The organism is Streptomyces sp. NPDC001380, from assembly GCF_042895785.1.
GTDB lineage: Bacteria > Actinomycetota > Actinomycetes > Streptomycetales > Streptomycetaceae > Peterkaempfera.
The window spans coordinates 1-26,748 of record NZ_JBIAWP010000005.1; the positions used below are offsets into that span (position 1 = coordinate 1).

The 26,748-nt window shown below is 74.5% G+C and carries 23 protein-coding genes and 1 rRNA gene; 18 read left to right on the forward strand and 6 right to left on the reverse strand.

What is annotated here, in order from left to right:
* Window positions 1-148 precede the first annotated feature (148 nt).
* From rrf to ACFY07_RS08195, 3 genes are all read left to right on the forward strand, one after another.
* Window positions 149-265, forward strand: a 5S ribosomal RNA gene (gene rrf, locus ACFY07_RS08185).
* Between the two features lie 98 nt (window positions 266-363).
* Window positions 364-768 (forward strand): OB-fold nucleic acid binding domain-containing protein, encoded by a 405-nt coding sequence (locus tag ACFY07_RS08190; protein WP_390867923.1) that lies wholly within the window; start codon window positions 364-366, stop codon window positions 766-768.
* A gap of 1 nt (window position 769) precedes the next feature.
* Window positions 770-1,567, forward strand: coding sequence for a DUF3159 domain-containing protein (locus tag ACFY07_RS08195; RefSeq protein ID WP_390867924.1), 798 nt, complete (start codon window positions 770-772; stop codon window positions 1,565-1,567).
* 187 nt (window positions 1,568-1,754) lie between these two features.
* Here the strand turns inward: ACFY07_RS08195 and ACFY07_RS08200 are convergent, their stop codons facing one another.
* Window positions 1,755-2,432 (reverse strand): TrkA family potassium uptake protein, encoded by a 678-nt coding sequence (locus tag ACFY07_RS08200; RefSeq protein WP_230747805.1) that lies wholly within the window; start codon window positions 2,430-2,432, stop codon window positions 1,755-1,757.
* Window positions 2,432-3,097 carry a TrkA family potassium uptake protein gene (locus ACFY07_RS08205; RefSeq protein WP_230747807.1) on the reverse strand — a complete coding sequence of 222 codons (666 nt, stop codon included), beginning with the start codon at window positions 3,095-3,097 and terminating at the stop codon, window positions 2,432-2,434. The genes ACFY07_RS08200 and ACFY07_RS08205 overlap by 1 nt, the downstream gene beginning before the upstream one ends.
* A 289-nt stretch (window positions 3,098-3,386) precedes the next feature.
* Between ACFY07_RS08205 and ACFY07_RS08210 the strand changes: the two genes are divergently transcribed.
* Both ACFY07_RS08210 and ACFY07_RS08215 read left to right on the forward strand, forming a co-directional pair.
* The gene (locus ACFY07_RS08210) at window positions 3,387-5,465 is read left to right on the forward strand and encodes an APC family permease (RefSeq protein WP_390867925.1); all 2,079 of its coding nucleotides are present in this window, start codon (window positions 3,387-3,389) and stop codon (window positions 5,463-5,465) included.
* Window positions 5,462-6,805 carry a class I SAM-dependent RNA methyltransferase gene (locus ACFY07_RS08215; protein WP_390867926.1) on the forward strand — a complete coding sequence of 448 codons (1,344 nt, stop codon included), beginning with the start codon at window positions 5,462-5,464 and terminating at the stop codon, window positions 6,803-6,805. The genes ACFY07_RS08210 and ACFY07_RS08215 overlap by 4 nt, the downstream gene beginning before the upstream one ends.
* A 27-nt stretch (window positions 6,806-6,832) precedes the next feature.
* Here ACFY07_RS08215 and ACFY07_RS08220 read toward each other — a convergent pair whose 3' ends face one another.
* Entirely contained in the window at window positions 6,833-7,759 is a 927-nt protein-coding gene (locus ACFY07_RS08220) for a fructosamine kinase family protein (protein ID WP_390867927.1), read from the reverse strand.
* Window positions 7,760-7,859: 100 nt separating this feature from the next.
* Here ACFY07_RS08220 and ACFY07_RS08225 point away from each other — a divergent pair, with 100 nt between their 5' ends.
* From ACFY07_RS08225 to ACFY07_RS08260, 8 genes are all read left to right on the forward strand, one after another.
* The gene (locus ACFY07_RS08225) at window positions 7,860-8,405 is read left to right on the forward strand and encodes a low molecular weight protein-tyrosine-phosphatase (RefSeq protein ID WP_230747814.1); all 546 of its coding nucleotides are present in this window, start codon (window positions 7,860-7,862) and stop codon (window positions 8,403-8,405) included.
* A gap of 148 nt (window positions 8,406-8,553) precedes the next feature.
* Entirely contained in the window at window positions 8,554-8,793 is a 240-nt protein-coding gene (locus tag ACFY07_RS08230) for a toxin-antitoxin system HicB family antitoxin (RefSeq protein WP_230747815.1), read from the forward strand.
* The gene (locus ACFY07_RS08235) at window positions 8,790-9,239 is read left to right on the forward strand and encodes a fic family toxin-antitoxin system, toxin component (RefSeq protein ID WP_390867928.1); all 450 of its coding nucleotides are present in this window, start codon (window positions 8,790-8,792) and stop codon (window positions 9,237-9,239) included. Before ACFY07_RS08230 ends, ACFY07_RS08235 begins: the two co-directional genes overlap by 4 nt.
* A gap of 76 nt (window positions 9,240-9,315) precedes the next feature.
* The gene (locus tag ACFY07_RS08240; RefSeq protein WP_390867930.1) at window positions 9,316-10,173 is read left to right on the forward strand and encodes a putative RNA methyltransferase; all 858 of its coding nucleotides are present in this window, start codon (window positions 9,316-9,318) and stop codon (window positions 10,171-10,173) included.
* Window positions 10,174-10,294: 121 nt separating this feature from the next.
* Window positions 10,295-11,614, forward strand: coding sequence for an AAA family ATPase (locus ACFY07_RS08245; protein ID WP_390867931.1), 1,320 nt, complete (start codon window positions 10,295-10,297; stop codon window positions 11,612-11,614).
* Window positions 11,611-11,964, forward strand: a complete 354-nt coding sequence (locus tag ACFY07_RS08250; protein ID WP_230747819.1) for a nucleotide pyrophosphohydrolase — start codon at window positions 11,611-11,613, stop codon at window positions 11,962-11,964. The genes ACFY07_RS08245 and ACFY07_RS08250 overlap by 4 nt, the downstream gene beginning before the upstream one ends.
* Before the next feature lie 218 nt (window positions 11,965-12,182).
* Window positions 12,183-12,761, forward strand: coding sequence for a DUF6099 family protein (locus ACFY07_RS08255; protein ID WP_390867932.1), 579 nt, complete (start codon window positions 12,183-12,185; stop codon window positions 12,759-12,761).
* Between the two features lie 19 nt (window positions 12,762-12,780).
* Window positions 12,781-13,704 carry an LLM class F420-dependent oxidoreductase gene (locus tag ACFY07_RS08260; protein ID WP_390867933.1) on the forward strand — a complete coding sequence of 308 codons (924 nt, stop codon included), beginning with the start codon at window positions 12,781-12,783 and terminating at the stop codon, window positions 13,702-13,704.
* Window positions 13,705-13,916: 212 nt separating this feature from the next.
* Here the strand turns inward: ACFY07_RS08260 and dapD are convergent, their stop codons facing one another.
* Window positions 13,917-14,906, reverse strand: coding sequence for a 2,3,4,5-tetrahydropyridine-2,6-dicarboxylate N-succinyltransferase (gene dapD, locus ACFY07_RS08265; protein ID WP_374228269.1), 990 nt, complete (start codon window positions 14,904-14,906; stop codon window positions 13,917-13,919).
* 129 nt (window positions 14,907-15,035) lie between these two features.
* Between dapD and ACFY07_RS08270 the strand changes: the two genes are divergently transcribed.
* The 4 genes from ACFY07_RS08270 (at window position 15,036) to argF (ending at window position 22,171) form a co-directional block, all read left to right on the forward strand.
* Window positions 15,036-16,721, forward strand: coding sequence for a 3' terminal RNA ribose 2'-O-methyltransferase Hen1 (locus ACFY07_RS08270; protein ID WP_390867934.1), 1,686 nt, complete (start codon window positions 15,036-15,038; stop codon window positions 16,719-16,721).
* Entirely contained in the window at window positions 16,718-19,516 is a 2,799-nt protein-coding gene (locus ACFY07_RS08275; RefSeq protein WP_390867935.1) for a polynucleotide kinase-phosphatase, read from the forward strand. Before ACFY07_RS08270 ends, ACFY07_RS08275 begins: the two co-directional genes overlap by 4 nt.
* 285 nt (window positions 19,517-19,801) lie before the next feature.
* On the forward strand, window positions 19,802-21,052 hold the full coding sequence (locus ACFY07_RS08280) for an arginine deiminase (RefSeq protein WP_230747826.1): 1,251 nt from the start codon (window positions 19,802-19,804) through the stop codon (window positions 21,050-21,052).
* Window positions 21,053-21,169: 117 nt separating this feature from the next.
* Window positions 21,170-22,171, forward strand: coding sequence for an ornithine carbamoyltransferase (gene argF, locus ACFY07_RS08285; RefSeq protein WP_390867936.1), 1,002 nt, complete (start codon window positions 21,170-21,172; stop codon window positions 22,169-22,171).
* Window positions 22,172-22,316: 145 nt separating this feature from the next.
* On the opposite strand, the gene ACFY07_RS08290 is transcribed toward argF, so the two are convergent.
* A complete protein-coding gene (locus tag ACFY07_RS08290) occupies window positions 22,317-22,784 on the reverse strand; it encodes an ATP-binding protein (protein WP_390867937.1) in 468 nt (155 codons plus the stop codon).
* A gap of 346 nt (window positions 22,785-23,130) precedes the next feature.
* On the reverse strand, window positions 23,131-23,547 hold the full coding sequence (locus tag ACFY07_RS08295; protein ID WP_390867938.1) for a type II toxin-antitoxin system VapC family toxin: 417 nt from the start codon (window positions 23,545-23,547) through the stop codon (window positions 23,131-23,133).
* Window positions 23,548-23,901: 354 nt separating this feature from the next.
* Here ACFY07_RS08295 and acnA point away from each other — a divergent pair, with 354 nt between their 5' ends.
* Window positions 23,902-26,610: an aconitate hydratase AcnA gene (gene acnA, locus ACFY07_RS08300; protein ID WP_390867939.1), complete on the forward strand. Its 2,709-nt coding sequence runs from the start codon at window positions 23,902-23,904 to the stop codon at window positions 26,608-26,610.
* The last annotated feature ends 138 nt before the right edge of the window (window positions 26,611-26,748 follow it).

Consider the following 26,748-nt stretch of genomic DNA (forward strand, 5'->3'; position numbering starts at 1 on the left):
AGGCCGGGTGTGGAAGCCGAGTGATCGGTGGAGCTGACCGGTACTAATAGGCCGAGGGCTTGTCCATAGTTGCTCCGCGTCCACTGTGTAGTTCTGAAACCACGACCGTCTTGCCTGTGGCCGGCGGCGGTTGACAGTTTCATAGTGTTTCGGTGGTCATAGCGTGAGGGAAACGCCCGGTTACATTCCGAACCCGGAAGCTAAGCCTTACAGCGCCGATGGTACTGCAGGGGGGACCCTGTGGGAGAGTAGGACGCCGCCGAACAATTGTTGAGGGAGGGCCCCGCAGCCGGGAACGGCAGCGGGGCCCTTTCTGCGTTTCGGCGTCGCCGTCGCTCCGCCGGATCGCGGTACTCTTCCGGCATGAGTGGTGACATCCGCAGCGACCGGCAGCCCGGACGCCTCCGCCGCATGCTCGACCGCCTCACCAGCTCCTCCGAGGAGCTGCAGGCGGAGGAACTGCGCCAGGACGCGCAGGAGGCGGGCTGCACGCCGATCTCCCGCTGCGACGACCGCCAGCTGGTCACGGTCACCGGGACCCTGCGAACGGTCACCCTGCGGCCCCGTGCGGGTGTGCCGGCCCTGGAGGCCGAACTCTTCGACGGCTCCGACGCGTTGGACGTCGTATGGCTGGGGCGGCGTTCGATCGCGGGCATAGAGCCGGGGCGGCGGCTGATCGCCAGCGGGCGCATCAGCCACGCACACGGCCGCCGAGTGCTCTTCAACCCCCGCTACGAGCTGCGTCCTGTCGGACACGGGAGCGAATGACGTGAGCAACCTGCCCGGCGGCGACGCCGCGACCACGAGGAACGAGACCCCGGAGGAGGAGGCGGCCCGGCACGAGGCCGCCTCCAAGGAGGCCGCGGACTCGGTGATGAAGGCCTTCGGCGGCGTGCGCGGCATGGTCGACATGACGCTGCCCGGCCTGGTCTTCATCGTCACCTTCAACCTGACCCACAAGGTGTCGGCCGCCGCATGGGCGGCCCTCGGCCTCAGCGGCGTCTTCGCCGTGGTGAGGCTCCTGCGCCGGGAGACCGTGCAGCACGCCTTCAGCGGCGTCTTCGGGGTCGCCATCGGCGCCTACATCGCGATGAAGTCCGGCAAGGCGGAGAACTTCTACCTTCCGGGCCTGCTGTACAGCGTGGCCTACTGCGTGGCGCTCGCGGTGTCCGCGCTGGTGCGCTGGCCGTTCATCGGCGTCATGCTGGGCCCGATCACCGGCGAGATGTTCACCTGGCGCAAGCAGAACCCGGGGCGCCTCGCCGCCTACACCCGGGCGACCTGGGTCTGGTTCGCCTGCATGGCGGTGAAGCCGGTGGTGCTCTTCCCGCTGTACTTCGCCCACAACGCCAACCTGCTGGGCTGGATGAAGGTCGCCCTCGGCATCCCGCCGATGCTGGTGGCCATGTACTTCACGTGGCAGATCCTGATCAAGGCGCCGGCACCCATCAAGGCGGTGCTCGACGATGACGGGGACGGCGGCGACGAGGGCGACGGCCCCGATGGCGGGACGACTGCCGCCGCCCGTGCCCCGCGGCACGCCGCAGCCCCCACGTCGGAGTACTGACCGGCCTTCCCGGCGTCCTGCCGCTCGCCCGGACGCACACCGGTCGCACCGGCCCGGGAAGGGCCCCGCACGACAGGACCGCGCACGACAGGAACCCCGTACGGCAGGAACCCCGTACGACGGAGGGAGGGCCGCCCGCTCGGGCGGCCCTCCCTCCGTCGCGTGCACGGGCCGACGGGCGCAGGATTCAGTCCCGGCCCTGCTCCGCCTCCGCGGAGAGCAGGTCCTCCAGCTGGCCCTCGCGGTCCTGCGCGGCCACGAAGAGCAGCTCGTCGCCGCCCTCCAGGGTGTCGTCCTTGCTGGGCACCAGCACCCGCCCCTCGCGGATGATGGTCACCAGGGCGGTGTCCTCGGGCCAGACCACGTCGCCGACCCGCGTGCCGACCAGCCGGGCGTCGTCGGGCAGGGTGAGCTCGACGAGGTTGGCGTCGCCCTGGCTGAAGCGCATGAGGCGGACCAGGTCGCCGACGCTGACCGCCTCCTCCACCAGGGCCGACATCAGGCGGGGGGTGGACACGGCGACGTCGACGCCCCAGGACTCGTTGAAGAGCCACTCGTTCTTGGGGTTGTTGACGCGGGCGACCACCCGCGGCACCCCGTACTCGGTCTTGGCCAGCAGCGAGACCACCAGGTTGACCTTGTCGTCCCCGGTGGCGGCGATGACGACGTTGCAGCGCTGCAGCGCCGCCTCGTCGAGGGAGGTGATCTCGCAGGCGTCGGCCAGCAGCCACTCCGCCTGGGGGACCCGCTCCACCGAGATCGAGGAGGGGTTCTTGTCGACCAGGAGCACCTCGTGGCCGTTCTCCAGCAGCTCGCCCGCGATGGAGCGGCCCACTGCGCCGGCACCGGCGATCGCGACGCGCATCAGTGACCCTCCTCCGGAGCCTTGGCGAATGCCGCCTCGACCGACTGCACGGACGCCGTGTGCATCATCACATGCACCAGGTCGCCCTCCTGCAGGACGGACTCGGCGGTCGGCAGGGTGCCCTCGCCCAGCCTGGTGACGAACGCCACGCGGACGCCGGCGGCCTCCTCGAGCTCGGTGAGCCGGCGGCCGACCCACTCGGGGGAGACCGGGACCTCGGCGAGCTGCACGCTGCCGCTGGGGTCCTGCCAGAGGGGCTCCGCACCGCTGGGGAGGAGCCGGCGCAGCATCTGGTCGGCCGTCCACCGGACGGTGGCGACGGTGGGGATGCCGAGCCGCTGGTAGACCTCGGCGCGGCGCGGGTCGTAGATGCGGGCCGCGACGTTCTCGACGCCGAAGGTCTCGCGGGCCACCCGGGCGGCGATGATGTTGGAGTTGTCGCCGCTGCTCACGGCGGCGAACGCACCGGCCTCCTCGATGCCGGCCTCCTTGAGGGTGTCCTGGTCGAACCCGACCCCGGTGACCCTCCTGCCGCCGAATCCCGAACCGAGACGGCGGAACGCCGTCGGGTCCTGGTCGACCACGGCGACCGAGTGACCCTGCTTCTCCAGGGTGCGCGCGAGGGCTGAGCCCACGCGCCCGCAACCCATGATGACGATGTGCACGACCGTCCTTCCGGTGTGATGTCCCGGCCCGATCCTGACACCGTCCGGCGCCAGGCAAAACACCAGGGTCGCACCGTGCGACCCCGTACACCCACGCGGTACCCGTCCGCAGTGGTCGGCCACACCTCGCCGCCGTCGCCGATCTGCAATGCGATCTCGACCGTTTCGTCACATTTGCCCACCGAGCGCACCCCGAGCACACCCCGGAGGCCCGCCGAACGCCCGTGCGGGGACGTGTCGGCAGCGGGCGGCTGCCGCCCCGGTGCCCGTACGGCTTACGATCCTCCTCGTGTCCAAGCTGACCGACGTACCCAAACGCATCCTGATCGGGCGCGCTCTGCGGAGCGACAAGCTCGGCGAGACGCTGCTCCCCAAGCGGATCGCCCTGCCCGTCTTCGCCTCCGACGCGCTCTCGTCGGTGGCGTACGCGCCCGAGGAGATCCTGCTGACCCTCTCGGTCGCGGGAGTCTCGGCGATCCACTTCTCCTGGCAGATCGGAGTGGTGGTCGCCGTCGTGATGCTGGCGGTGGTCGCCTCCTACCGGCAGAACGTGCACGCCTACCCGAGCGGTGGCGGCGACTACGAGGTCGCCACGGTCAACCACGGACCCAACTCCGGCCTTGTGGTGGCCAGCGCCCTGATGGTCGACTACGTCCTCACGGTGGCGGTGTCCACGACGTCCGGTGTGGCCAACGTCGTCTCCGCCGTACCGGCCCTGCGCGGCCACGAGGTGGGGCTGTCGCTCACGGTCGTCGTGCTGCTCATGGGCGTCAACCTGCGCGGCGTCCGGGAGTCCGGGAGCGCTTTCGCGATCCCCACCTACGCCTTCATGGCGGGCGTCCTCGGCATGACGGTCTACGGCGTCTTCCGCCACCTGGTCCTCGGCCAGGACATGCACGCCGAGAGTGCCGCCTTCCACCTCAAGGCCGAGCCGGGCGAGGCGGGCCTCGCGGGCTTCGCGCTCGTCTTCCTGCTCCTGCGGGCCTTCTCCTCCGGCTGTGCGGCACTCACCGGCGTCGAGGCGATCAGCAACGGCGTGCCCGCCTTCCGCAAGCCCAAGAGCCGCAACGCGGCCACCACGCTGCTCATGATGGGCACCATCGCGGTGACCATGTTCATGGGCATCATCTACCTGGCCAGCATCACCGGCCTGCGGATGGCCGACGACCCCGCGACCCAGCTGGTCGGCGCCCCCGGCAACTACCACCAGAAGACCGCGCTGGCCCAGATCAGCGAGGCCGTCTTCAGCGACTTCAAGCCGGGCTTCTTCTTCGTCGCGGCCGTCACCGGCCTCATCCTGGTGCTGGCCGCCAACACCGCCTTCAACGGCTTCCCGGTGCTCGGCTCGATCCTCGCCCAGGACCGCTACCTGCCGCGCCAGCTCCACACCCGCGGCGACCGCCTCGCCTTCAGCAACGGCATCATCCTGCTCGCCGGCATCGCGATGGTCTTCATCGTCGCCTACGGCGCGGACCCCACGCGGCTGATCCAGCTCTACATCGTCGGCGTCTTCGTCTCGTTCAACATGAGCCAGAGCGGCATGATCCGCCACTGGACCAGGCTCCTGAGGACCGAGACCGACCCCAAGAAGCGCGCCCACATGATCCGCAGCCGCGCGATCAACACCTTCGGCCTCGTGATGACGGCCCTGGTCCTGGTGGTGGTGCTGGCGACCAAGTTCACCCACGCCTGGGTCGCGATCATGCTGATGGTGGTCCTCTTCGTGATGATGAAGGCCATCCGCCGCCACTACGACCGCGTCGCCGACGAGCTGGCCTCGGCGGAGGAGCCGGGCGAGGCCGCGGTGCTGCCGTCGCGGGTCCACTCCATCGTGCTGGTCTCCAAGCTCCACAAGCCCACCCTGCGCGCCCTCGCCTACGCCCGGCTCGCCCGCTCCAGCGTCCTGGAGGCGGTCACGGTCAACGTCGACCCGCCGGACACCAAGGCCCTGCAGGCCGAGTGGCACGAGCGCGGCATCGAGGTGCCGCTGAAGGTCCTGGACTCGCCGTACCGCGAGATCACCCGGCCGATCCTGGAGTACGTGAAGAACCTGCGCCGCAGCAGCCCGCGCGACGTGGTCACCGTCTACATCCCCGAGTACGTCGTCGGCCACTGGTACGAGCAGCTGCTGCACAACCAGAGCGCCCTGCGCCTCAAGGGCCGGCTGCTCTTCACGCCCGGCGTGATGGTCGTTTCCGTACCCTGGCAGCTGGAGTCCTCCGAGCGGCGCAAGCGGCAGCCCGAGTGGTCCGCGCCGGGTTCGGTCCGGCGCGGCGAGCCGCGGCAGCAGCGGCGCAGGCCGGAGGCCGCCGCCAGCGGCTCCGCCCAGGGGGCCGGGAGCAACAACCCCAAGGACAGCTCTTCGTGACCAGCACCGCCACTCCTTCCGCCGACGCCCCCTCGCTCGTCGGCGAGCGCTACGAGGTCGAGGTCGGGCCGGTCGCCCACGGCGGCCACTGCGTCGCCCGGCACGACGGGCGGGTGCTGTTCGTCCGCCACGCGCTCCCCGGCGAGCGGGTGGTGGCCCTCGTGACCGAGGGCACCGCGGCCTCCCGCTTCCTGCGCGCCGACGCCGTGGAGGTGCTGCAGCCCTCCAAGGACCGCGTCACCCCGCCCTGCCCCTTCGCGGGGCCGGGCCGGTGCGGCGGCTGCGACTGGCAGCACGCCACGCCCGGCGCGCAGCGCAAGCTCAAGGTCCAGGTGATCACCGAGCAGCTGGAGCGCCTCGCCGGCCTCACCCCGGCCGAGGCGGGCTGGGACGGCTCCGTGGAGCCGGCCCCCGGCGACAAGGTCCCGGCGGGGCAGGTCCCGGCCTGGCGCACCCGGATGCAGTTCACCGTGGACCGGTCCACCGGCCGCGTCGGCCTGCGCCGCCACCGCTCGCACGAGGTGGAGCCGGTCGACCGCTGCCTGATCGCCGCCCCCGGCGTGGAGGAGCTGGGCGTCGAGTCCCGCGAGTGGCCCCGGATCGCGACGGTGGAGGTGGCGGCCGCGACCGGCTCCTCCGACCGGCAGGTCGTCCTCACGCCGGTCCCCGGCGGCCGGCTGCCGCTGGTCGAGCTGGACCGGCCGGTGTCGCTGGCCCGCATCGACGAGCGCGAGCTCTTCCACCGCGTGCACGGCCGCACCTTCGTGCGCGAGCGGGCCGCCGGGCGCACCTGGCGCGTCAGCAACGGCGGCTTCTGGCAGATCCACCCCGCGGCGGCCGACACCCTCGTCGGCGCCGTCCTCGACGGGCTGGCCCCCCGGCCCGGCGAGAACGCGCTCGACCTCTACTGCGGCGTCGGCCTCTTCGCCGGCGCCCTGGCCGAGCGGCTGGGGGAGCGCGGCGCGGTGCTCGGCATCGAGTCCTCCAAGCAGGCCGTGCTGGACGCCCGGCACAACCTGGCCGACCTGGAGAACGTCCGCATCGAGTGCGACAAGGTCGAGAAGCTGCTGCCGCGCACCGGCATCACCTCCACCGACCTGATCGTGCTGGACCCGCCGCGCTCCGGCGCGGGGCGCGCCACCGTGCGCCACCTGGCGGGCCTCGGCGCCCGGCGGATCGCCTACGTGGCCTGCGACCCGGCGGCCCTCGCCCGCGACCTGGCGTTCTTCCGCGAGTCCGGCTACCGGCCGGTCTCGCTGCGGGCCTTCGACCTGTTCCCGATGACGCACCACGTCGAGTGCGTGGCGGTCCTGGAGCCGGCCGGCGGCGCGGAGGGCTGACGCCTCACGGCCCGGCCGTCCCGCCCGTCACGGGCGGGACGGCCGGGCCAGCGCGGCGACGACGGCGCGGGCCGCCTCCGCGGCGCTCGCGCCGTACCCGCCGCCGAACAGGGCCGCGTGGACCAGCAGCGGGTGCACCCGGTGCAGGTCCAGCCGGACGTCCCGGCCGCCGTCGGGGTCCGGCAGCACCTCGTCGTAGGCCGCCCGGACCCGTCCGAGCTGCGGGCAGCCGAAGAGCTCCAGCATGGCCAGGTCCATCTCCGGCCGGCCGCCCTGGGCCGCGGGGTCGAGGAGGCGGGCGGTGCCGTCCGCGCCCCACAGCACGTTCCCGTTCCACAGGTCGCCGTGGACCACCGCCGGCGGCGCGGGCCGGGGGTCCGCCTCCGCGATCCGCCCGCAGAGCAGCTCCACGGCGCGCGCGTCCCGCGCGTCGACGTGCCCCCGGTCGGCGGCGAGCCGCAGGTAGGGCAGGAGCCGGTACCGGGCGTGGAAGTCCGGCCAGTCGCAGGGGGCGGCGACGGCGGTCCCGGGGGAGGGCAGCGGCAGCGGGCCGATGAAGGCGGGCCGGCCGGGCGGGGTGCCGAACTGCGGGGCACGGCTGCGGTGCAGGGCGGCCAGGGCGCGGCCCAGCCGCTCGGCCGCGGGGGCGCTCGCAGGGCCCGGCTCCACCCACTCGGTGACCAGCACGGCGTCGTCCACCGCGAGGACCCGGGGGACGGCCACCGTGCCGGTCGCGGCGAGCAGGGCCAGGCCGTCCGCCTCGGCGCGGAAGAGGCCGGGCGGTGCGGCGGGCAGTGTCTTGGCGAAGACCGGCGGGCCGTCCGCGAGGGCGATCCGGTACGCGGCGCAGACCGACCCGCCGCCCACGCGCACCGCCGGACCGTCGGGGCGGCGGCCCAGCAGGGCGGCGGCGCGCTCGGCGGCGCCGCCGTCGCCGTTCCGGGTGTGCTCCATGGCGCGTCCACCTCCGCACCGACCCTAACCGCGGCGCCGCGGCGTCGTCGTCGCGCTCCGGCCGCCGGGGCCGTTCCCCGCGTCGGCGATGATGGGACGCATGACCTCTCCCTCCTCCCCGACCGCCGCCGGACCGCTGCGCGTCTGCTTCGTCTGCACCGGCAACATCTGCCGCTCGCCCATGGCCGAGCAGGTCTTCCGCGCCCTGGTGGCCGAGGCTGGCCTGGAGGGGCTGGTCGAGACGGACAGTGCGGGCACCGACGGCTGGCACGAGGGGGACGGGGCGGACCACCGCACCGTGGCGGTCCTCGAGGCGGGCGGCTACGCGAGCGCCCACACGGCCAGGCAGTTTCGCGCGGCCTGGTTCGCCTCCCGCCACCTGGTGGTCGCCCTCGACTCCGGCCACCTGCGCCGGCTGCGCGGACTGGCCCCCACGGCGCAGGACGCCGCGAAGGTGCGCCTGCTGCGCTCCTTCGACCCCGCCCTGCCCGCCGGTGCGGACCTGGACGTGCCCGATCCCTACTACGGCGACCGGGCCGGGTTCGAGGAGTGCCTGGCGATGTGCGAGGCGGCCTGCGAGGGGCTGCTGGAGGAGGTGCGGCAGGAGCTGGAGCGGCTGGGCCGCTCCCCGCAGCCGTCGGCCTGAGCGGCCGCCCGGAGGGGCGCCTGCGCCACCCCCGCCTCGCCTCGTCCCGCCCGTCCTCGGCCGGTGCCCGGACACCGGCCTCTTCCGGCTCCGCGGCTCTCCCGTCGCCACCCTTGCCATGCTAGCAATCTGACGCTAGCTTCATGGTATGGGGAAGAAGCAGCTGAACGTCCGGGTGGACGAGTCCACCGCGGAGATGGCCCGTGAGCGGGCGGAGGCGCAGGGGATCAGCATGAACCAGTACATCGAACGGCTGGTCCAGCAGGACATGGGCGAGACGGGACGGGCGTTCGTGGACGCCGCCGCACAGTTCATGAAGGAGTACGAGGCGGTGTTCGCGGCCGAGTTCGGCGACGCGGTGGACGCGGCGAGGGGCGCGCGCCGTTGAACGTCCGCGTCGACCTGGCATGGCTGCTGATGACGGCCGAGCAGTACACCCCGGCGGACCCGCAGGTCACCGACTACGGGTCGCTGCTCGCGGCGGTGGCGCGGCACCAGGCGGAGGTGTTCGACATCCCCGTCTACCCGGAGCCCGCGGACCGGGCCGCCGCGCTGCTGCACCAGCTCATGCGGGCACCCGCCCTGGAGCGCTCCAACGAACTGTTCGCCACCGCGGCCGCCTACGCCTACCTGGTGGCCGGCGGCGCCACCGTCGCCACCACCGCCCGGGAGGTGCGCAGCCTCGCCCGTGCGGTCCGCGACGGCAAGCTGGGGGTCACCGGCATCGCGGAGCGCCTGGAGTCCTGGACCGTCGCCGCCCCCGACGCGGAGGACGCGGACGACGACGAGGACGACGAGGGCGGCGAGGACGTGGAGGGTGCCGAGGGCGACTGACCCGGTGCGCCCCCGCCCCGGGCCCGGCGGCCCCGTACGCTGGACCGTCGGACTGGACGGCGAGAGAACCGGAACATTGCTGCAGGACATCGCGGAACACCTGGCCTGCCCCCACTGCGGGGACGGCCTCCGGCTGGACGGGCGGACCCTGCGCTGCGCCGCCGGGCACTCCTTCGACGTCGCCCGCCAGGGCTACGCGAGCCTGCTGCCCGGCGACGCGCACACCGGCACGGGGGACACCCCCGCGATGGTCGCCGCCCGCGACGCCTTCCTGGCCGCCGGGCACTACGCGCCCCTCGCCGACGCCCTCGCCGAGGCCGCCGCCGACGCCCTGGCCGGCGCCCCCGCGGGCGGCTGCGTCGCCGACCTGGGCGCCGGCACCGGCCACTACCTGGCGGCCGTGCTCGACCGGCTGCCGCAGGACCGGCCTGGTGCGGCCCTGGACCTGTCCAAGCACGCCGTGCGCCGCGCCGCGCGCGCCCACCCGCGGATCGGCGCCGTCGTCTGCGACGCCTGGCGTCCGCTGCCGCTGCGCGACGCCTCCGCTGCCCTGGTGCTCAACGTGTTCGCCCCGCGCAACGGCCCGGAGATCCGCCGGGTGCTGCGGCCCGGCGGCACCCTGCTGGTGGCGTCCCCGGGCGCGGAGCACCTGCGGGAGCTGGTGGCCCCGCTCGGCCTGATCTCGGTGGACGGGGACAAGGACCGCCGGATCGCCGAGAAGCTCGGCCCGCACCTGACCGCGGGCGGGCGGCGCGGACTGCGGTGGACCCTGTCACTGTCCCGGGCGGAGGCCGAGGCGCTGGTGGCCATGGGGCCCAGCGCCCGGCACACCGATCCGGAGCGGCTGGCGGTGCTGCTCGCCGGGATGCCCGACCCGGTGGAGGTCACCGCGTCGGTCACGGTGGCGGCGTACCACCGGGACCCGGAGCGCTGACTGCGGGGACACACCGGCCGCGAGGACGCCGACGGCACGCCCCCGACACGCCCCCACACGTTGGGATGAATGCTGAGTGCCGGGACGTTTCGCCTGGCCGGGGCCTCGCTACGGTCCTCGGGTGAGCAGCCACGTCGTCCGGCCCTTCCTCGAGGAACTGCGGCTCAGGTCCTTCAAGTCCCACCGCCTGTCCACCCTCCCGCTCGGGCCCCTGACGGTCCTGCACGGCCCCTCCGGTGCGGGGAAGTCCAACGTCCTGGACGCGCTGGAGGTCCTCTCCCGGCTGGCGGTCGGCGAACCGGCCGGCGAGGCGCTGGACGGCGGCGGACGCGGCCCGCTCGCCGAACCGGTGCGCGGCGGCTCCGCGGGCTGCGCCCCGCACGGGGAGCGCTCCTTCGTCGTCGGCTGCACGGTGCGGACCTCCTGCGGGCCGGTCCGGCTCGACGTCGCGGTCCGCACCGACGGCGGCCCGCGCATCGTCGGCGAGCGGCTCCGCGACACCGGGCGGATCCTGCTGCGGACCGGCGAGCAGGACGCGGCGCGCGGCAGGATCAACGTCACCTGGTACAACGACAGCCGCCAGGGCGACATCCGGGCGCCCTTCCCCGACGACGCCCTGATCACCTCCCAGGTGCCGCTGCGGGTGGCGGGCGCCTCGGCCGGGGAGCGGAGGGTGCTCACCGCGGCCGAACAGGTCCTCACCGCCCTGAGGGAGGTCTTCACCGCCGACCCCGTGCCCCGGCTCATGCGGGGCTGGACGGCGGCCGACCCCCGCGCCCGGCTGACCCGTTCCGCGGCCAACATCTCCGCGGTGCTCGCCCGCCTCCAGGGCGAGTGCCGCCACCGCTACGGGCGGCTCGCCGGGGCGCTGCGGACGGCCGCGCCGCACCCGCTGGCCGGCCTCGGCGTGGAGCGGCGCGAGGGGCCCGGCGGCGTGGCGGAGGTGCTGGCCGTCCTCGACGAGGGCGCGCTGGGCCGCACCACGGCGGACCGGGCGGCGGACGGCATGCTGCGCTACCTGGCCTTCGCCGCCGTGCTGCTCACCGGTGCGGACGTCCTCGACGTCGACCCCGCCGCGGAGGTGCCGTGGGAACGGCGGCTGCTGACCGTGGCGGTCGAGGACCCGGGGGCCGGACTGTCCCGCCGCCAGACCGCGGACCTGCTGCGGCTGGCGCGCCTGACGGGGGAGTCGGGCCACGCGCGCGTGCTCGCGGTGCTCCAGGACGCCGACACGGCCCGGGAGGCGCCGGGCGCGGTGCCGGTGGCGTGCGCCCGCGACCCGCGGACCGGGCACAGCGTCCTCCGGCCGGAGCCCGGGCCCGGGCCCGGGGCCGGAGCTGGGGCTGGGGCTGGGGAGGAGGCGGAACCGGGATCCGGGCGTGTCCCGGCGCAGCCGTTCCGCGGTGCCGACCGGCAGGATGCGGTAGACCTGGTGCGGTGAAGGACGGCATCGAGGAACTGCAGCGGCGGCTGGTGGAGTTCGCGGCGGCCCGCCGCTGGCAGCCCTACCACACGCCCAAGAACCTGGTCGCAGCGCTGACCGTGGAGGCGGGGGAGCTGCTGGAGATCTTCCAGTGGCTCACGCCGGAGCAGGCGGCGCGGGTGATGGACGATCCCGCGCAGGCCCACCGGGTGCGTGACGAGGTGGCCGACGTCCTGGCCTACCTGCTGCAGTTCTGCGCGGTCCTCGGTGTGGATCCGCTGGAGGCGCTGGCGGCCAAGATCGACCGCAACGAGGTGCGGTTCCCCCTGCCGGACGGGCCCGCCGACCCGGCGGCGGGCCTCGGCTGACGCCGGTCCCGCCCGCCCTCCGCCGGTCCCGCCCGCGCCTCGCCCGGCCGCCCTCCGCCGGGCCGGTCCGCCGCCCTGCGGCCGCGTCACCCCTCCGGGGGACGCGGTTATCCACACCCCGGGGTCCGTCCACAGGATCCGGCGCCTCCGCCCCGCCCCGGCCCCGCTGCGGGCACCGTTGCCCCCGACGGATCGTCCGACCCGGAGGGAGCGGCGGCATGGACGCGCAGCGGTTGATCAGGTCCACCAGGCACGCGCTCGCGCAGGCCAGGAGCGTGACCGAGGTGATGGCGGAGGCGTGGCAGACGTGCATGCTCGCGGAGACCGTGGGCGGGTACCTCGCCCTCCACGGGGAGGAGCCGCTGCGGGCCGCCGCCCAGGCGCTGGCGGAGGCGGGCGGCCACGCCGGGGGCTGCCTGGACCGCCCGCCGGACGAGTGGACGGGGTTCGGCCGTGCGGCCAGGCTGACCGAGATCGCGGAACCGGGCGCCGCCCTGCGCGAGCTGCGGCAGCTCGTCCACGAGGCCGCAGAGGCACTCGTCGTGGTGGCCTGCGGGGCCGAGACCGAGACGCTGTACTGGCAGTGCATCGACGCGGTCGACGCGGCGGCCGGCTGCAAGGACGCGGTCACCGAGCTGCTGCGCGCCCGGCGGGAGGAGGCCGACCCCGAGCTTGCCGAGCCGCCGGAGCCCATCGGGCCGCCCGACCCCCCGGCGACCCTCGTGGTCCCCCTGGGGCCGCCCCCGGCCGTGTCCGCCGCGCCCCGGGAACCGGAGCCGATCGCGCCGCCCCCGTAGCGCGTAGCAGGATGGGGGCATGGATCTTCGCATTTTCACCGAGCCCCAGCAGGGCGCCTCCTACGACACCCTGCTGCGGGTCGCCAAGGCCACGGAGGATCTCGGCTTCGACGCCTTCTTCCGCTCGGACCACTACCTGAAAATGGGGGACGTCCACGGCCTTCCCGGGCCCACGGACGCCTGGATCACCCTGGCCGGGCTCGCCCGCGAGACCAGCCGCATCCGGCTCGGCACCCTCATGACCGCCGCCACCTTCCGGCTCCCCGGCGTGCTCGCCATCCAGGTCGCGCAGGTCGACGCGATGAGCGGCGGGCGCATCGAGCTGGGGCTGGGCGCCGGCTGGTACGAGGAGGAGCACACCGCCTACGGCATCCCCTTCCCGAAGGAGAAGTTCGGGCGGCTGGAGGAGCAGCTCGCGATCATCACCGGGCTGTGGGGGACCAAGGTTGGGGACACCTTCGACTTCGAGGGCGCCCACTACCGGCTGAAGGACTCCCCCGCGCTGCCCAAGCCCGTCCAGGAGCGGATCCCGGTGCTGATCGGCGGCACGGGCGCCAGGCGCACCCCGGAGCTGGCGGCCCGCTACGCCAGCGAGTTCAACCTGCCCTTCACCTCCGTGGAGCAGACCCGCGAGCAGATCGGGCGCGTCTCCGAGGCGCTGCAGCGCCACGGCCGGGCCGCGGACGACATGCTGTACTCCAACGTGCTGGTGGCCTGCGTCGGAAAGGACGACGCGGAGGTGGCCCGCCGGGCCGCCGCCATCGGCCGCGAGCCCGCCGAGCTGCGGGAGAACGGGCTGGCCGGCACCCCGGACGAGGTGGTGGAGAAGATCGGCCGCTACGCCGAGACCGGCTCCCGGCGGTTCTACTTCCAGATCCTCGACCTGGACGACCTCGACCACCTGGAGCTGATCTCCTCCCGGGTCGCCCCCCAGCTCGGCTGACCCGCAGGGGGCCCGGGGGAGTCCCGCCCGGCCGGGCCGCCGACACGGGCGCGCCCGGTCCGTGGATCCGCCGCAGCAGCGGATCCACGGACCGGGCGCCCCGTGCGGAGGGTCCCCGGGCCGCGTGCTCCCCGGCCGGAGGAGCCCCCGGCCGGAGGAGCCCCCGGCCGGAGGAGCCCCCGCGCGGGCGGGGGCGAGGACCGCTGCAGAACTCAGTTGTGGGCGTGCAGCTCGGCGTTGAGTCCGCCCCAGGAGCCGGAGCGGGCGATGACCTCGACCGCACCGGTCTGCGAGTTGCGACGGAACAGCAGGTTGTCCTGCCCCGAGAGCTCCACCGCCTTGGCGACCCCGCCGTCCGGCAGGGTCACGCGGGTGCCGGCGGTCACGTACAGGCCGGCCTCGACCACGCAGTCGTCCCCGAGGGAGATCCCGATGCCCGCGTTCGCGCCCAGCAGGCAGCGCTCGCCGACCGAGACGACCTGCTTGCCGCCGCCGGAGAGGGTCCCCATGATCGAGGCGCCGCCGCCGATGTCGCTGTGGTCGCCGACGACCACGCCCGCGCTGATCCGCCCCTCCACCATGGAGGTGCCCAGCGTGCCGGCGTTGAAGTTGACGAAGCCCTCGTGCATCACTGTGGTGCCCGGCGCCAGGTGGGCGCCCAGGCGCACCCGGTCCGCGTGCGCGATGCGCACCCCTGACGGCACGACGAAGTCGGTCATCCGCGGGAACTTGTCGACCCCGTACACGGCGAGCTGGCCGCCCTCGGCGCGGACCGCCAGGCGGGCCTGCTCGACCCGGTCGACCTGGACCGCGCCGATGCTGGTCCACGCGATGTTCGGCAGGAGGCCGAAGAGCCCGTCCAGGTTCTGGCCGTGCGGCCTGACCAGGCGGTGGCTCAGCAGGTGCAGGCGCAGGTAGGCGTCGTGCGCGTCCAGCGGCTTGTCGTCCAGGGAGGAGATCGCCGTGCGCACCGCGACCACCTCGACGCCGCGCCGGTCGTCCCGGCGCTGCGCGCGGGCGGCGCCCTCGCCGAGCTCGGCGACGGCCTCCTCGGCGGACAGCCGCACGGTCCCGGCGGGGCCCGGCTCGTCGGTCAGGCGGGGCGCGGGGAACCAGGTGTCCAGCACGGTGCCGTCGTCGGCGATGGTGGCCAGGCCGGCGGCGACAGCGCCGCCCCGGGGGGATGCAGATTCAGTCGTCACACCGTGCACGCTAGCCAATCCGGCCCGGCGATGCAGAACCGGGACCTGGGGCGGCGTCCCCGGCCGGGCGGTCGTGAGCAGCGCAAAACCCGGTGCGGCGGGCCGCCGCGCGGCGGAATACTCGCCCGTGTGCTCCTGACGATCACCACCACCGGCACCGCCGGCCGACCCGCCACCGACCTGGGCTTCCTGCTGCACAAGCACCCCGGCCGTGCGCAGTCGTTCGCGACCTCGTACGGCGACGCCCACGTCTTCTACCCGCAGGCCGGCGAGGACCTCTGCACAGCGGCGCTGCTGCTGGAGGTGGACCCGGTCGCGCTGGTCCGCCGCGGACGCGGCAAGGGCCGCGGCGGCTCCCCGGACTTCGCCCTCGCCCAGTACGTCAACGACCGCCCCTACGCGGCGTCGTCGCTGCTCGCCGTCGCCCTGCGGACGGTCTTCGCCAGCGCCCTCAAGGGCCGCTGCGACGCCCGCCCCGAGCTGGCCGCCGCCCCCCTGCCGCTGCGGATCGCGATCCCCGCCCTCCCCGCCAGGGCGGGCGGCGGGCGCGGCGGCCCCGAGCTGGTGCGCGCCCTCTTCGAGCCGCTGGGCTGGCGGGTGGAGGCCGAGCCGCTGCCGCTGGACCCGTCGTTCCCCGAGTGGGGCGACTCCCGGTACGTGCGCGCCGACCTCACCGGCACCCTGCGCCTGGCCGACGCGCTCCAGCAGCTCTACGTCCTGCTGCCGGTCCTCGACGACGCCAAGCACTACTGGGTGGCCCCCGACGAGGTCGACAAGCTCCTGCGGGCCGGCGAGGGCTGGCTCGCCGGCCACCCCGAGCAGCCCCTGATCACCCGCCGCTATTTGGCGCGCCGCTGGTCGCTGACGCGCGACGCCATGGAGCGGCTGGAACTGGCCAGGCTGGCCGAGGCCGACGACCGCGAGGCCGACGACGTGGACAACGCCGTCGACGACGAGGCGCCGGACGGCACCGGGGAGGACACGGCCGGTACCGGGGGCGCGGCCGGCGCCGGCGGGGGACGGAACGGCGGGGAGGAGGCCGCCGGGGACCGCCCCGTGCCGCTCGCGGTGCAGCGCCGCGACGCGATCCTGCGGGCGCTGCGCGACCGCGGCGCCGCCCGCGTGCTGGACCTCGGCTGCGGCCAGGGCCAGCTGGTGGCGGCCCTCCTCAAGGACCCGCGCTTCACGGAGGTCGTCGGCCTCGACGTCTCCGCCCGCGCACTCGCCGTCGCGGCCCGCCGCCTGCACCTGGACCGGCTCCCCGAGCGCCAGGCCGCCCGGGTGCGGTTCGTCCAGGGCGCGCTGACCTACACCGACGCCCGGCTGGCGGGCTACGACGCCGCGGTGCTCTCGGAGGTGGTCGAGCACGTCGACCCGCCGCGGCTGCCCGCTCTGGAGCACGCCGTCCTCGGTGCGGCCCGCCCCGGCTGCGTCGTCGTCACCACGCCCAACGTGGAGTACAACGTCCGGTGGGAGTCGCTGCCCGCCGGCCACGTCCGCCACGCCGACCACCGCTTCGAGTGGGACCGGTCGGAGTTCCGGGCCTGGGCGTCCCGGGCCGCGGACCGGTACGGCTACACCGTCGAGTTCCGCCCGGTCGGTCCGGACGACCCCGAGGTGGGCCCGCCCACCCAGCTCGCCCTCTTCACCCTGGACGACACCCCGCCCGACACCCCGCCCGACACCCCGCCCGACACCCCGCCCGACGCCCCGGCCGGCGGCCTTCCGGCCGCCGAGGCCCGTACCGCCGGCACCCGCACCCGTACCGCCGGCACCCGCACCACCGAACTCCCGGAAGGGGGCGACCACCGATGACCGACCGCGACACCGCCGCCACGGGCACCCCTGCCACGGGCACCCCTGCCACGGGCACCCCCGCCACGGGCACCCCCGCCACGGGCACCCCTGCCACGGGCACCCCTGCCACGGGCACCCCTGCCACGGGCACCCCCGCCACGGACGCCGCCCGCGGCGCCGCCTCCACCGCCGGTGCGGCCGCCGCGTCCGGCGCCCCGGCGCCCACCCGCCGCCTCCCCGTCCCCGACCTCTCCCTGGTCGTCCTGGTCGGCACCACCGGCGCCGGCAAGTCCAGCTTCGCCCGCCGCCACTTCCTGCCCACCCAGGTCCTCTCCTCCGACGCCTGCCGCGGCATGGTCGCCGACGACGAGAACGACCAGTCCGCCTCGGCCGACGCCTTCGACGTCCTCCACCACATCGCCGGCAAGCGCCTCGCCGCCGGCCGCCTCACCGTGGTCGACGCCACCAACGTCCAGCCCGAGTCGCGCCGGCAGCTGGTCCGCATCGCCCGCGAGCACGACGTGCTGCCGGTCGCGATCGTGCTCGACGTCCCGCAGCAGGTCTGCGCCGAGCGCAACGCCGCCCGCCCCGACCGGCGCGGCATGGGCGGCCACGTCATCCCCCGCCAGCACCGGGAGCTCCGCCGCTCCCTGAGGTCCCTGGAGCGCGAGGGCTTCCGCAGGGTCCACGTCCTGCGCGGCACCGCCGAGGTCGACGCGGCGGAGATCGTGTACGAAAAGCGCTACAACGACCTGCGCCACCTCACCGGCCCGTTCGACGTCATCGGCGACGTCCACGGCTGCCGCGCCGAGCTGGAGACGCTGCTCACCCGCCTCGGCTACGTCCTCGAGCGGGACGCGGACGGCCGCCCGGTCGGCGCCGCCCACCCCGGTGGCCGCACCGCCCTCTTCGTCGGCGACCTGGTCGACCGCGGCCCGGACACCCCCGGCGTGCTGCGCCTGGCGATGGGCATGGCCGCCGCCGGCACGGCCCTGTGCGTCCCGGGCAACCACGAGAACAAGCTGGCCCGCGCCCTGGACGGCCGCAAGGTGACCGTCTCGCACGGCCTTCAGGAGTCGCTGGACCAGCTCGCCGCGGAGCCCGAGGAGTTCCGGGGCCGGGTCCGCGCGTTCCTGCGCGACCTGGTCAGCCACTACGTCCTGGACGGCGGGAGGCTGGTGGCCTGCCACGCCGGGCTGCCCGAGAAGTACCACGGCCGCACCTCCGGCCGGGTCCGCTCCTTCGCCCTGTACGGCGACACCACGGGCGAGACCGACGCGTACGGGCTGCCCGTCCGCTACCCCTGGGCGGAGGAGTACCGCGGCCGGGCCCTGGTCGTCTACGGCCACACGCCGGTGCCCGCCGCCTCCTTCGTCAACAACACGGTCTGCCTGGACACCGGCTGCGTCTTCGGCGGCAGCCTCACCGCCCTGCGCTATCCCGAGCGCGAGCTGGTCTCCGTGCCCGCCGAGCAGGAGTGGTACGCCCCCGTGCGCCCCCTGGCGGCCGACGCTCCCGGCGGCCGCGAGGGCCGCCCGCTGGACCTGGCGGACGTCGCCGGGCGCCGCGTCGTGGAGACCGCCCACCACGGCCGGGTCGCCGTGCGGGAGGAGAACGCGGCCGCCGCGCTGGAGGTGATGAGCCGGTTCGCCGTCGACCCGCGGCTGCTGGCCTACCTGCCGCCGACCATGGCGCCGTCCCCGACCTCCCGCCGCGACGGCCACCTCGAGCACCCCGAGGAGGCGTTCGCCGCCTACCTCGCCGACGGGGTGCGCGAGGTGGTGTGCGAGGAGAAGCACATGGGCTCGCGGGCCGTGGTGCTGCTCTGCCGCGACGCGGCCGCCGCCGAGAAGCGGTTCGGCGTCGCCGACGGCACCGCCGGGGCGGTCTGGACCCGCACCGGCCGCGCCTTCCTCGACGACGCGGAGACCACCGGCCGCATCCTGGATCGGCTGCGGCGCGCCGCCGAGGAGTCCGGCCTGCTCGCCGAGCTGGACAGCGACTGGCTGCTGCTGGACGCCGAGCTGATGCCGTGGTCGCTCAAGGCGTCGGGCCTGCTGCGCCGCCAGTACGCCGCGGTGGGCGCCGCCGCGGGCGCCGCGCTGCCCGCCGCGCTCGCCGCCCTGGAGCAGGCGCGGGCGGCGGGCGTCCCCGGCCTCGACGACCTGGCGGACCGGCAGCGGGCCAGGGCCGCGGACGCCGGCGCCTTCACCGCCGCCTACCGCCGGTACTGCTGGCCGACGGACGGGTTGGAGGGCGTCCGGCTGGCGCCGTTCCAGCTGCTCGCCGCCGAGGGCGCCAACCTCGCGGTGCAGCCCCACGACCGCCACCTGGCGTGGATCGACCGCCTGGCCGCCGCCGACGCCGCCTCCACCGCCGCCGACGGGAGGCCCGGGGGCCCGCTGCTCCACCCCACCGCCCGCCTCCGGGTCGACACCGCCGACCCGGCCTCGGTCGCGGCCGGCACCGCCTGGTGGGAGGAGCTGACCGCGGCTGGCGGCGAGGGCATGGTCGTCAAGCCGCTGGCCTCGCTGGTGCGCGGGGTGGACGGCCGGCTGGTGCAGCCCGGCCTCAAGGTCCGCGGCCGCGAGTACCTGCGGATCGTCTACGGCCCCGACTACACCCGCCCCGGCCACCTGGAGCGGCTGCGCTCCCGGTCCCTCGGCCACAAGCGCTCCCTCGCCCTGCGCGAGTACGCCCTCGGCCTGGAGGCCCTGGACCGCCTCGCCGCGGGCGAGCCGCTGTGGAGGGTGCACGAGGCGGTCTTCGCGGTGCTGGCGCTGGAGTCGGAGCCGGTCGACCCCCGGCTGTGACGGGCGCCCGGTCGCAGGCGCCCGGTCACGGGTGCCTCGCGACGGACGCCTGACGACGGACGCCTGACGACGGGCCGTGCGACGGGCCGTGCGACGGGCGCCCGTGACGGTCCTCCCCGGCGGGAGGTCCGCCCCGGGCGCCCGTCCGCACACCTGCGCCCCCGCGTACCCGTCCCCCCGCCGGCCCCCGGCACGCCCGTGTGACCGGCGCCTCGGTATCCGTGATCACCCCGATGGGTACGGGTGGGGTGCGGCCACCGCCGCACCCCACCCCCGGGAGGACCCATGGCCTACCACGTCGCGTCCGAGGCCGGGCGGCTCCGGCAGGTCATCCTGCACCGCCCCGACCTGGAGCTGAAGCGGCTCACCCCCACCAACAAGGACGAGCTGCTCTTCGACGACGTGCTGTGGGTGCGCCGGGCCCAGGAGGAGCACGACGGTTTCGCCGCCGTGCTGCGCGAGCGCGGCGTGAAGGTCCACCTCTTCGGCGACCTGCTGCGGGAGACCCTGGACGTGCCGGAGGCCCGGCGGCTGGTCCTGGACCGGGTCTTCGACGAGAAGGAGTACGGCCCGCTCGCCACCGGCCACCTGCGGGAGCACTTCGAGGAGCTGTCCTCTGCGGAGCTGACCTCGCTGCTGGTCGGCGGCATGACCAAGCGGGAGTTCCTGGACCGGGCGAAGGAGCCGACCTCGGTGCGGTTCCACGTGATGGACCTGGACGACTTCCTGCTGGCGCCGCTGCCCAACCACCTCTTCACCCGCGACACCTCCTGCTGGGTGTACGACGGCGTGAGCATCAACGCGATGCGCAAGCGGGCCCGCCACCGCGAGACCGTCCACTTCGAGGCGATCTACCGCCACCACCCGGCCTTCGCCGGCCTGTACGACGCGCCGGGCGCGCCGGGCGGGTTCCGGCTGTGGTCGCGCGGCGAGGACGACTACCCCTCCACCATCGAGGGCGGCGACGTCCTGGTCATCGGCAACGGCGCGGTGCTCATCGGGATGAGCGAGCGCACCACCCCGCAGGCCGTGGAGCTGCTCGCCCACGAGCTGTTCCGGGCCGGCTCGGCCCGCCGGATCGTGGCGCTGGACATGCCCAAGGCCCGCGCCTTCATGCACCTGGACACCGTGATGACGATGGTGGACGGCGACACCTTCACCAAGTACGCGGGCCTGGGCATGCTGCGCTCGTACACCATCGAGCCCGGCGACGGGCCGGAGGACCTGCGGGTGACCGACCACGCGCCCGAGCAGATGCACACCGCCATAGCGGCGGCGCTGGGCCTGGACGAGATCCGGGTGCTCACGGCCGTCCAGGACGTGCACGCCGCCGAGCGCGAGCAGTGGGACGACGGCTGCAACGTCCTGGCCGTGGAGCCCGGCGTGGTGATCGCGTACGAGCGCAACGCCACCACCAACACCCATCTGCGCCGCAACGGCGTCGAGGTGATCACGATCCGGGGCAGCGAGCTGGGCCGGGGCCGGGGCGGGCCGCGCTGCATGAGCTGCCCGGTGGAGCGCGACCCGGTGGGGTGACCGGGGCCGTACCGTGTGGGGTGCCCGGGGGCGTCGACCCCCGAGGGGGTGCATAGTCATGCTGATTCGCGTATAGACTTTCCGCTCCCACCGTTCCCGTCACCAGGAGAGCCCGGCATGGCCTTCAACCTCCGCAACCGGCACTTCCTCAAGGAGCTGGACCTCACCCCGGAGGAGTTCCGCTTCCTGCTCGACCTGTCGGCGCAGCTGAAGGCGGCCAAGTACGCCGGCACCGAGCAGCCCCGCCTGCGCGGCAGGAACATCGCCCTGCTCTTCGAGAAGGCCTCCACCCGCACCCGCTGCGCCTTCGAGGTCGCCGCCCACGACCAGGGCGCCCACACCACCTACCTGGACCCGGCGGGCTCCCACCTCGGCAGCAAGGAGTCGGTGAAGGACACCGCCCGGGTGCTGGGCCGGATGTTCGACGGCATCCAGTACCGCGGCCACGGCCAAGAGGTCGTCGAGGAGCTCGCCGCCCACGCGGGCGTGCCCGTGTGGAACGGCCTCACCGACGAGTGGCACCCCACCCAGATGCTCGCCGACATGCTCACCGTCCGGGAGCACGGCCGCCGGCCGCTGGAGGAGACCGCCCTCGCCTACCTGGGCGACGCCCGCAACAACATGGGCAACTCGCTGCTGGTCACCGGCGCGCTGCTCGGCCTGGACATCCGCATCGTGGCGCCGCGCGGCCTCTGGCCCTCGGAGGAGGTGCAGGCCGGGGCGCACCGGCTCGCCGCCCGCTCCGGTGCCCGGATCACCCTCACCGAGGACGTCGAGGAGGGCGTCCGGGGCGCGGACTTCCTCTACACCGACGTCTGGGTCTCCATGGGCGAGCCCAAGGAGGTCTGGGCCGAGCGCATCGCCCTGCTGGCCCCGTACCAGGTCTCCATGGAGACCGTCCGGGCCACCGGCAACCCGGGCGTCCGGTTCCTGCACTGCCTCCCCGCCTTCCACGACCTGGGCACCGAGGTCGGGCGGAAGATGCACGCCGCGACCGGCATGGCGGAGCTGGAGGTCACCGACGAGGTGTTCGAGTCCGCGCACTCCGTGGTCTTCGACCAGGCCGAGAACCGGCTGCACACCATCAAGGCCGTCCTGGTCGCCACCCTCGGGGGCTGAGGCACCGCCCCTCGAACCCCCGGTGCGTCCTGGCCCCCGCCAACCCGGGCCGCCCGCCTCGTGCGGGCGGCGCCCGCCCGGGCCGCCCGCCCGGGCCGCCCGCCCGGGCCGTCCTCCGGGGGAGCCGTCCGCCCGGGGGCCGTGCTCACGCGGGGAGCAGCAGGCACCACACGGCCTTGCCGTGCGAGGTGGTCCGGATGCCCGCCCGGTCGGCCACCGACCGGATGATCAGCAGGCCGCGCCCGTTCTCCGCCGTCTCCGCCTCGGCCGGTCCGTCGGCGGCCGCGTGCGGCTCCCCGGCCAGCAGCTCCTGGAGGACGAGGTCCAGCGGCTCGCCGTCGCACACCTCGATGCGGAACCCGCCGGGCTCCCACTCCAGCAGCAGCTCGACGTCGCCGGGGGTGTGCTCCAGCGCGTTGGCCACCAGCTCGGTGGCCGCCAGCGACGCCGCGAAGGAGTCCACGGGGTCGCCGAGGCCGTGCAGGACCTGCTGCACCACCGCGCGGGCGAGGGGGACCGAGTCGGCCTCGTGGGGGAGCGGGAGTGCCCAGGAGCCCTCGCGGGCCGACCCGGAGGGCACCGCCTGCGCACTGTTCCTCAGCTCGTCGGCCATGGCCGCGGAGCTCCTTCCCGTTCCCGCTGCCGAACGTCCGTCCATGAGGGGTTCGTCCCGGGCCCCCCGCCCGGATGCGCCTTCCGGGACCCGTCCCCGCGCGGGTGCGTCCGGTATCGTCCCGGCGGCCGCCGAAGCCTGCCGGACGGTCGTGCCCGGGCCGCTCCTCCCAGGGGTGCCCGGCCGGATCCCTCCACCAGGTGTACGGTCGGCGGCCCCTCCGGGATGGGGGCCGGTCCGGTCGCCCCGCCGCGCGCGGCAACCCCTCCACCTGTACCGTTACCCGCCCGGCGCGGCCCCCACGCGCCCGGCGGCCGCCGGCGGGCGCGGCACCCGCGCCGCCGGGTCAGGCCTCGCCGGCGGGTACCGCGACGATGCCGCGGACGGTGCAGCGCGGACCGGTCGCCCGCATCAGGCGCAGGTCCGCGGTGACCAGGGGCGCGTCCAGCAGCTCGGCGACGGCCACGTACGCGGCGTCGTCCGGCGTCAGGTTGTCCTTCAGCTCCCAGATCCGGTCCAGCAGCGGCTCCACCGGGACCTTGCGCACCGCGGTCCCGGCCAGCCGGGCGGCGGTCCCGGAGACCTCCTGCGCGGTCAGCCGCCCCGCCAGGTACAGCCCGCGGAGCGACTGCATGACCTCGATCACCAGGTGCTCCGGCGCCGCCCACTCGGCGTCCGCGGCGAGTTCCGCCCGTGCGGCGTCGCCCCGCGCCCCGCGGTCGGCGAGGGCGAGCACCAGGGCCGAGGCGTCGACGACGATCACGTGGGGTCCTCCCGGCACTCCGAAGCCATGATCACGCGTTGCCACGATAGTGCAGCGGTGCACGGCGGCGCCCCGCCCGCCCGTCCGCGCCCGGCCGCGTCCGGCCTCCTTCCCGCGAACCGGGGCGGCAGGTTTGGGCGTACGCCCCGAGGGGACTTCGGGCATGCCTCTCGTCGCCCCCGCAGCGGCCATGCACTATGGTTTATCTCGACATCGAGATATCCGCCGAGAGGCGCACCCGGCCCGGATCCGGCGCGCGGGCCCGGCCGGGACCACCCCGGTCCCCCCGCCCGCCGGCCGGTCGGCCGGGCCGGTCAGGATTGCGTGGCCACACGCACCAAGAAGGAGACAGTCGTGTCCGCGAACAGCTTCGACGCCCGCAGCTCGCTGCAGGTCGGCGACGAGTCGTACGAGATCTTCAAGCTGTCCGCCGTCGAGGGTTCCGAGCGGCTTCCGTACAGCCTGAAGATCCTGCTGGAGAACCTGCTCCGCACGGAGGACGGCGCGAACATCACCGCCGACCACATCCGCGCCCTCGGCGGCTGGGACCAGAACGCCGAGCCGAGCCAGGAGATCCAGTTCACGCCCGCCCGCGTGATCATGCAGGACTTCACCGGCGTCCCCTGCGTCGTCGACCTCGCCACCATGCGCGAGGCCGTCAAGGAGCTCGGCGGCGACCCCTCCCGGATCAACCCGCTGGCCCCGGCCGAGCTGGTCATCGACCACTCCGTGATCGCCGACAAGTTCGGCACCCCGGAGGCCTTCACCCAGAACGTCGAGATCGAGTACGGCCGCAACAAGGAGCGCTACCAGTTCCTGCGCTGGGGCCAGACCGCCTTCGACGAGTTCAAGGTCGTCCCGCCCGGCACCGGCATCGTCCACCAGGTGAACATCGAGCACCTGGCCCGCACGGTCATGGTCCGCAACGGCCAGGCGTACCCCGACACCTGCGTCGGCACCGACTCGCACACCACCATGGTCAACGGCCTCGGCGTGCTGGGCTGGGGCGTCGGCGGCATCGAGGCCGAGGCCGCCATGCTCGGCCAGCCGGTCTCCATGCTCATCCCGCGGGTGGTCGGCTTCAAGCTCAACGGCCAGCTCCCGGCCGGCGCCACCGCCACCGACCTGGTCCTCACCATCACCGAGATGCTGCGCAAGCACGGCGTGGTCGGCAAGTTCGTCGAGTTCTACGGCGAGGGCGTCACCTCCGTGCCGCTGGCCAACCGCGCCACCATCGGCAACATGTCGCCGGAGTTCGGCTCCACCTGCGCGATCTTCCCGATCGACGACGAGACCGTCTCCTACCTGCGCCTCACCGGCCGCTCCGAGCAGCAGCTCGCGCTCGTCGAGGCCTACGCCAAGGAGCAGGGCCTCTGGCACGACCCGGCCGCCGAGCCGGTGTACTCCGAGTACATCGAGCTGGACCTGGCCACGGTCGTCCCCTCCATCGCCGGCCCGAAGCGCCCGCAGGACCGCGTGGTCCTGGCCGAGGCCGCCGAGCGGTTCCGCACCGCCGTGCGCGACTACATCCGGACCGACGACGAGGCCGGCAAGGAGTCCTTCCCCGCCTCCGACTCCCCGGCCACCGCCGACGGCATCTCCAAGCCGACCCAGGTGACCGCCCCCGACGGCACGGTCTACGAGATCGACAACGGCGCGGTCGTGATCGCCTCGATCACCTCCTGCACCAACACCTCCAACCCCTCGGTGATGCTCGGCGCCGCCATCCTGGCCAAGAAGGCCGTGGAGAAGGGCCTGCGCGCCAAGCCGTGGGTCAAGACCACCCTCGCCCCCGGGTCGAAGGTCGTCATGGACTACTACGAGAAGGCCGGCCTGCTCCCGTACATGGAGAAGCTGGGCTTCAACCTTGTCGGCTACGGCTGCGTCACCTGCATCGGCAACTCCGGCCCGCTGCCGGAGGAGGTCTCCGCCGCCGTCAACGAGCACGACCTCGCGGTCGTCTCGGTCCTCTCCGGCAACCGCAACTTCGAGGGCCGGATCAACCCCGACGTCAAGATGAACTACCTGGCGTCCCCGCCGCTGGTCGTCGCCTACGCGATCGCCGGCAACATGAACGTCGACGTCACCCGTGACGCCCTCGGCACCGACGCCGACGGCAACCCGGTGTACCTCGCCGACATCTGGCCGACCGAGAAGGAGATCGCGGACACCATCGCGACCTCCATCGACCAGGACATGTTCGCCAAGGACTACGCGGACGTCTTCGCCGGCGACCAGCGCTGGCAGTCGCTCCCGGTCCCGACCGGCGACACCTTCGAGTGGGACGCCGAGTCCACCTACGTCCGCAAGCCCCCGTACTTCGAGGGCATGGCGCAGGAGCCCAGCCCGGTCACCGACATCACCGGCGCCCGCGTGCTGGCCAAGCTCGGCGACTCGGTGACCACCGACCACATCTCGCCGGCCGGCAACATCAAGCCGGGCACCCCCGCCGCGCAGTACCTCACCGAGCACGGCGTGGAGAAGCGCGACTTCAACTCCTACGGCTCGCGCCGCGGCAACCACGAGGTGATGATCCGTGGCACCTTCGCCAACATCCGCCTGCGCAACCAGATCGCGCCGGGCACCGAGGGCGGCTACACCCGCGACTTCACCCAGGACGGCGGGCCGGTCTCCTTCATCTACGACGCCGCCCAGAACTACCAGGCCGCCGGCGTCCCGCTGGTGATCCTGGCGGGCAAGGAGTACGGCTCCGGCTCCTCCCGCGACTGGGCCGCCAAGGGCACCGCGCTGCTCGGCGTCAAGGCCGTCATCGCCGAGTCCTACGAGCGCATCCACCGCTCGAACCTCATCGGCATGGGCGTCCTCCCGCTGCAGTTCCCGGCCGGCGCCTCGGCGCTGTCCCTGGGCCTGACCGGCGAGGAGACCTTCGAGATCACCGGCGTCACCGCGCTCAACGACGGCGGCATCCCGGAGACCGTGCACGTCAAGGCGGGCGACGTCGAGTTCGACGCCAAGGTGCGCATCGACACCCCCGGTGAGGCGGACTACTACCGCAACGGCGGCATCCTGCAGTACGTGCTGCGCTCGCTGATCCGCAAGTAGGCCGCGGCGGGCCCCGCCGGGCCCGCGGCAGCCGGACGGCCGGGGCCCCCCCCCCCCCCCCGGGCCCCGCCCCCCCCCCGCCGCCCCCCCCCCCCCCCCCCCCCCCCCCCCCCCCCCCCCCCCCCCCCCCCCCCCCGA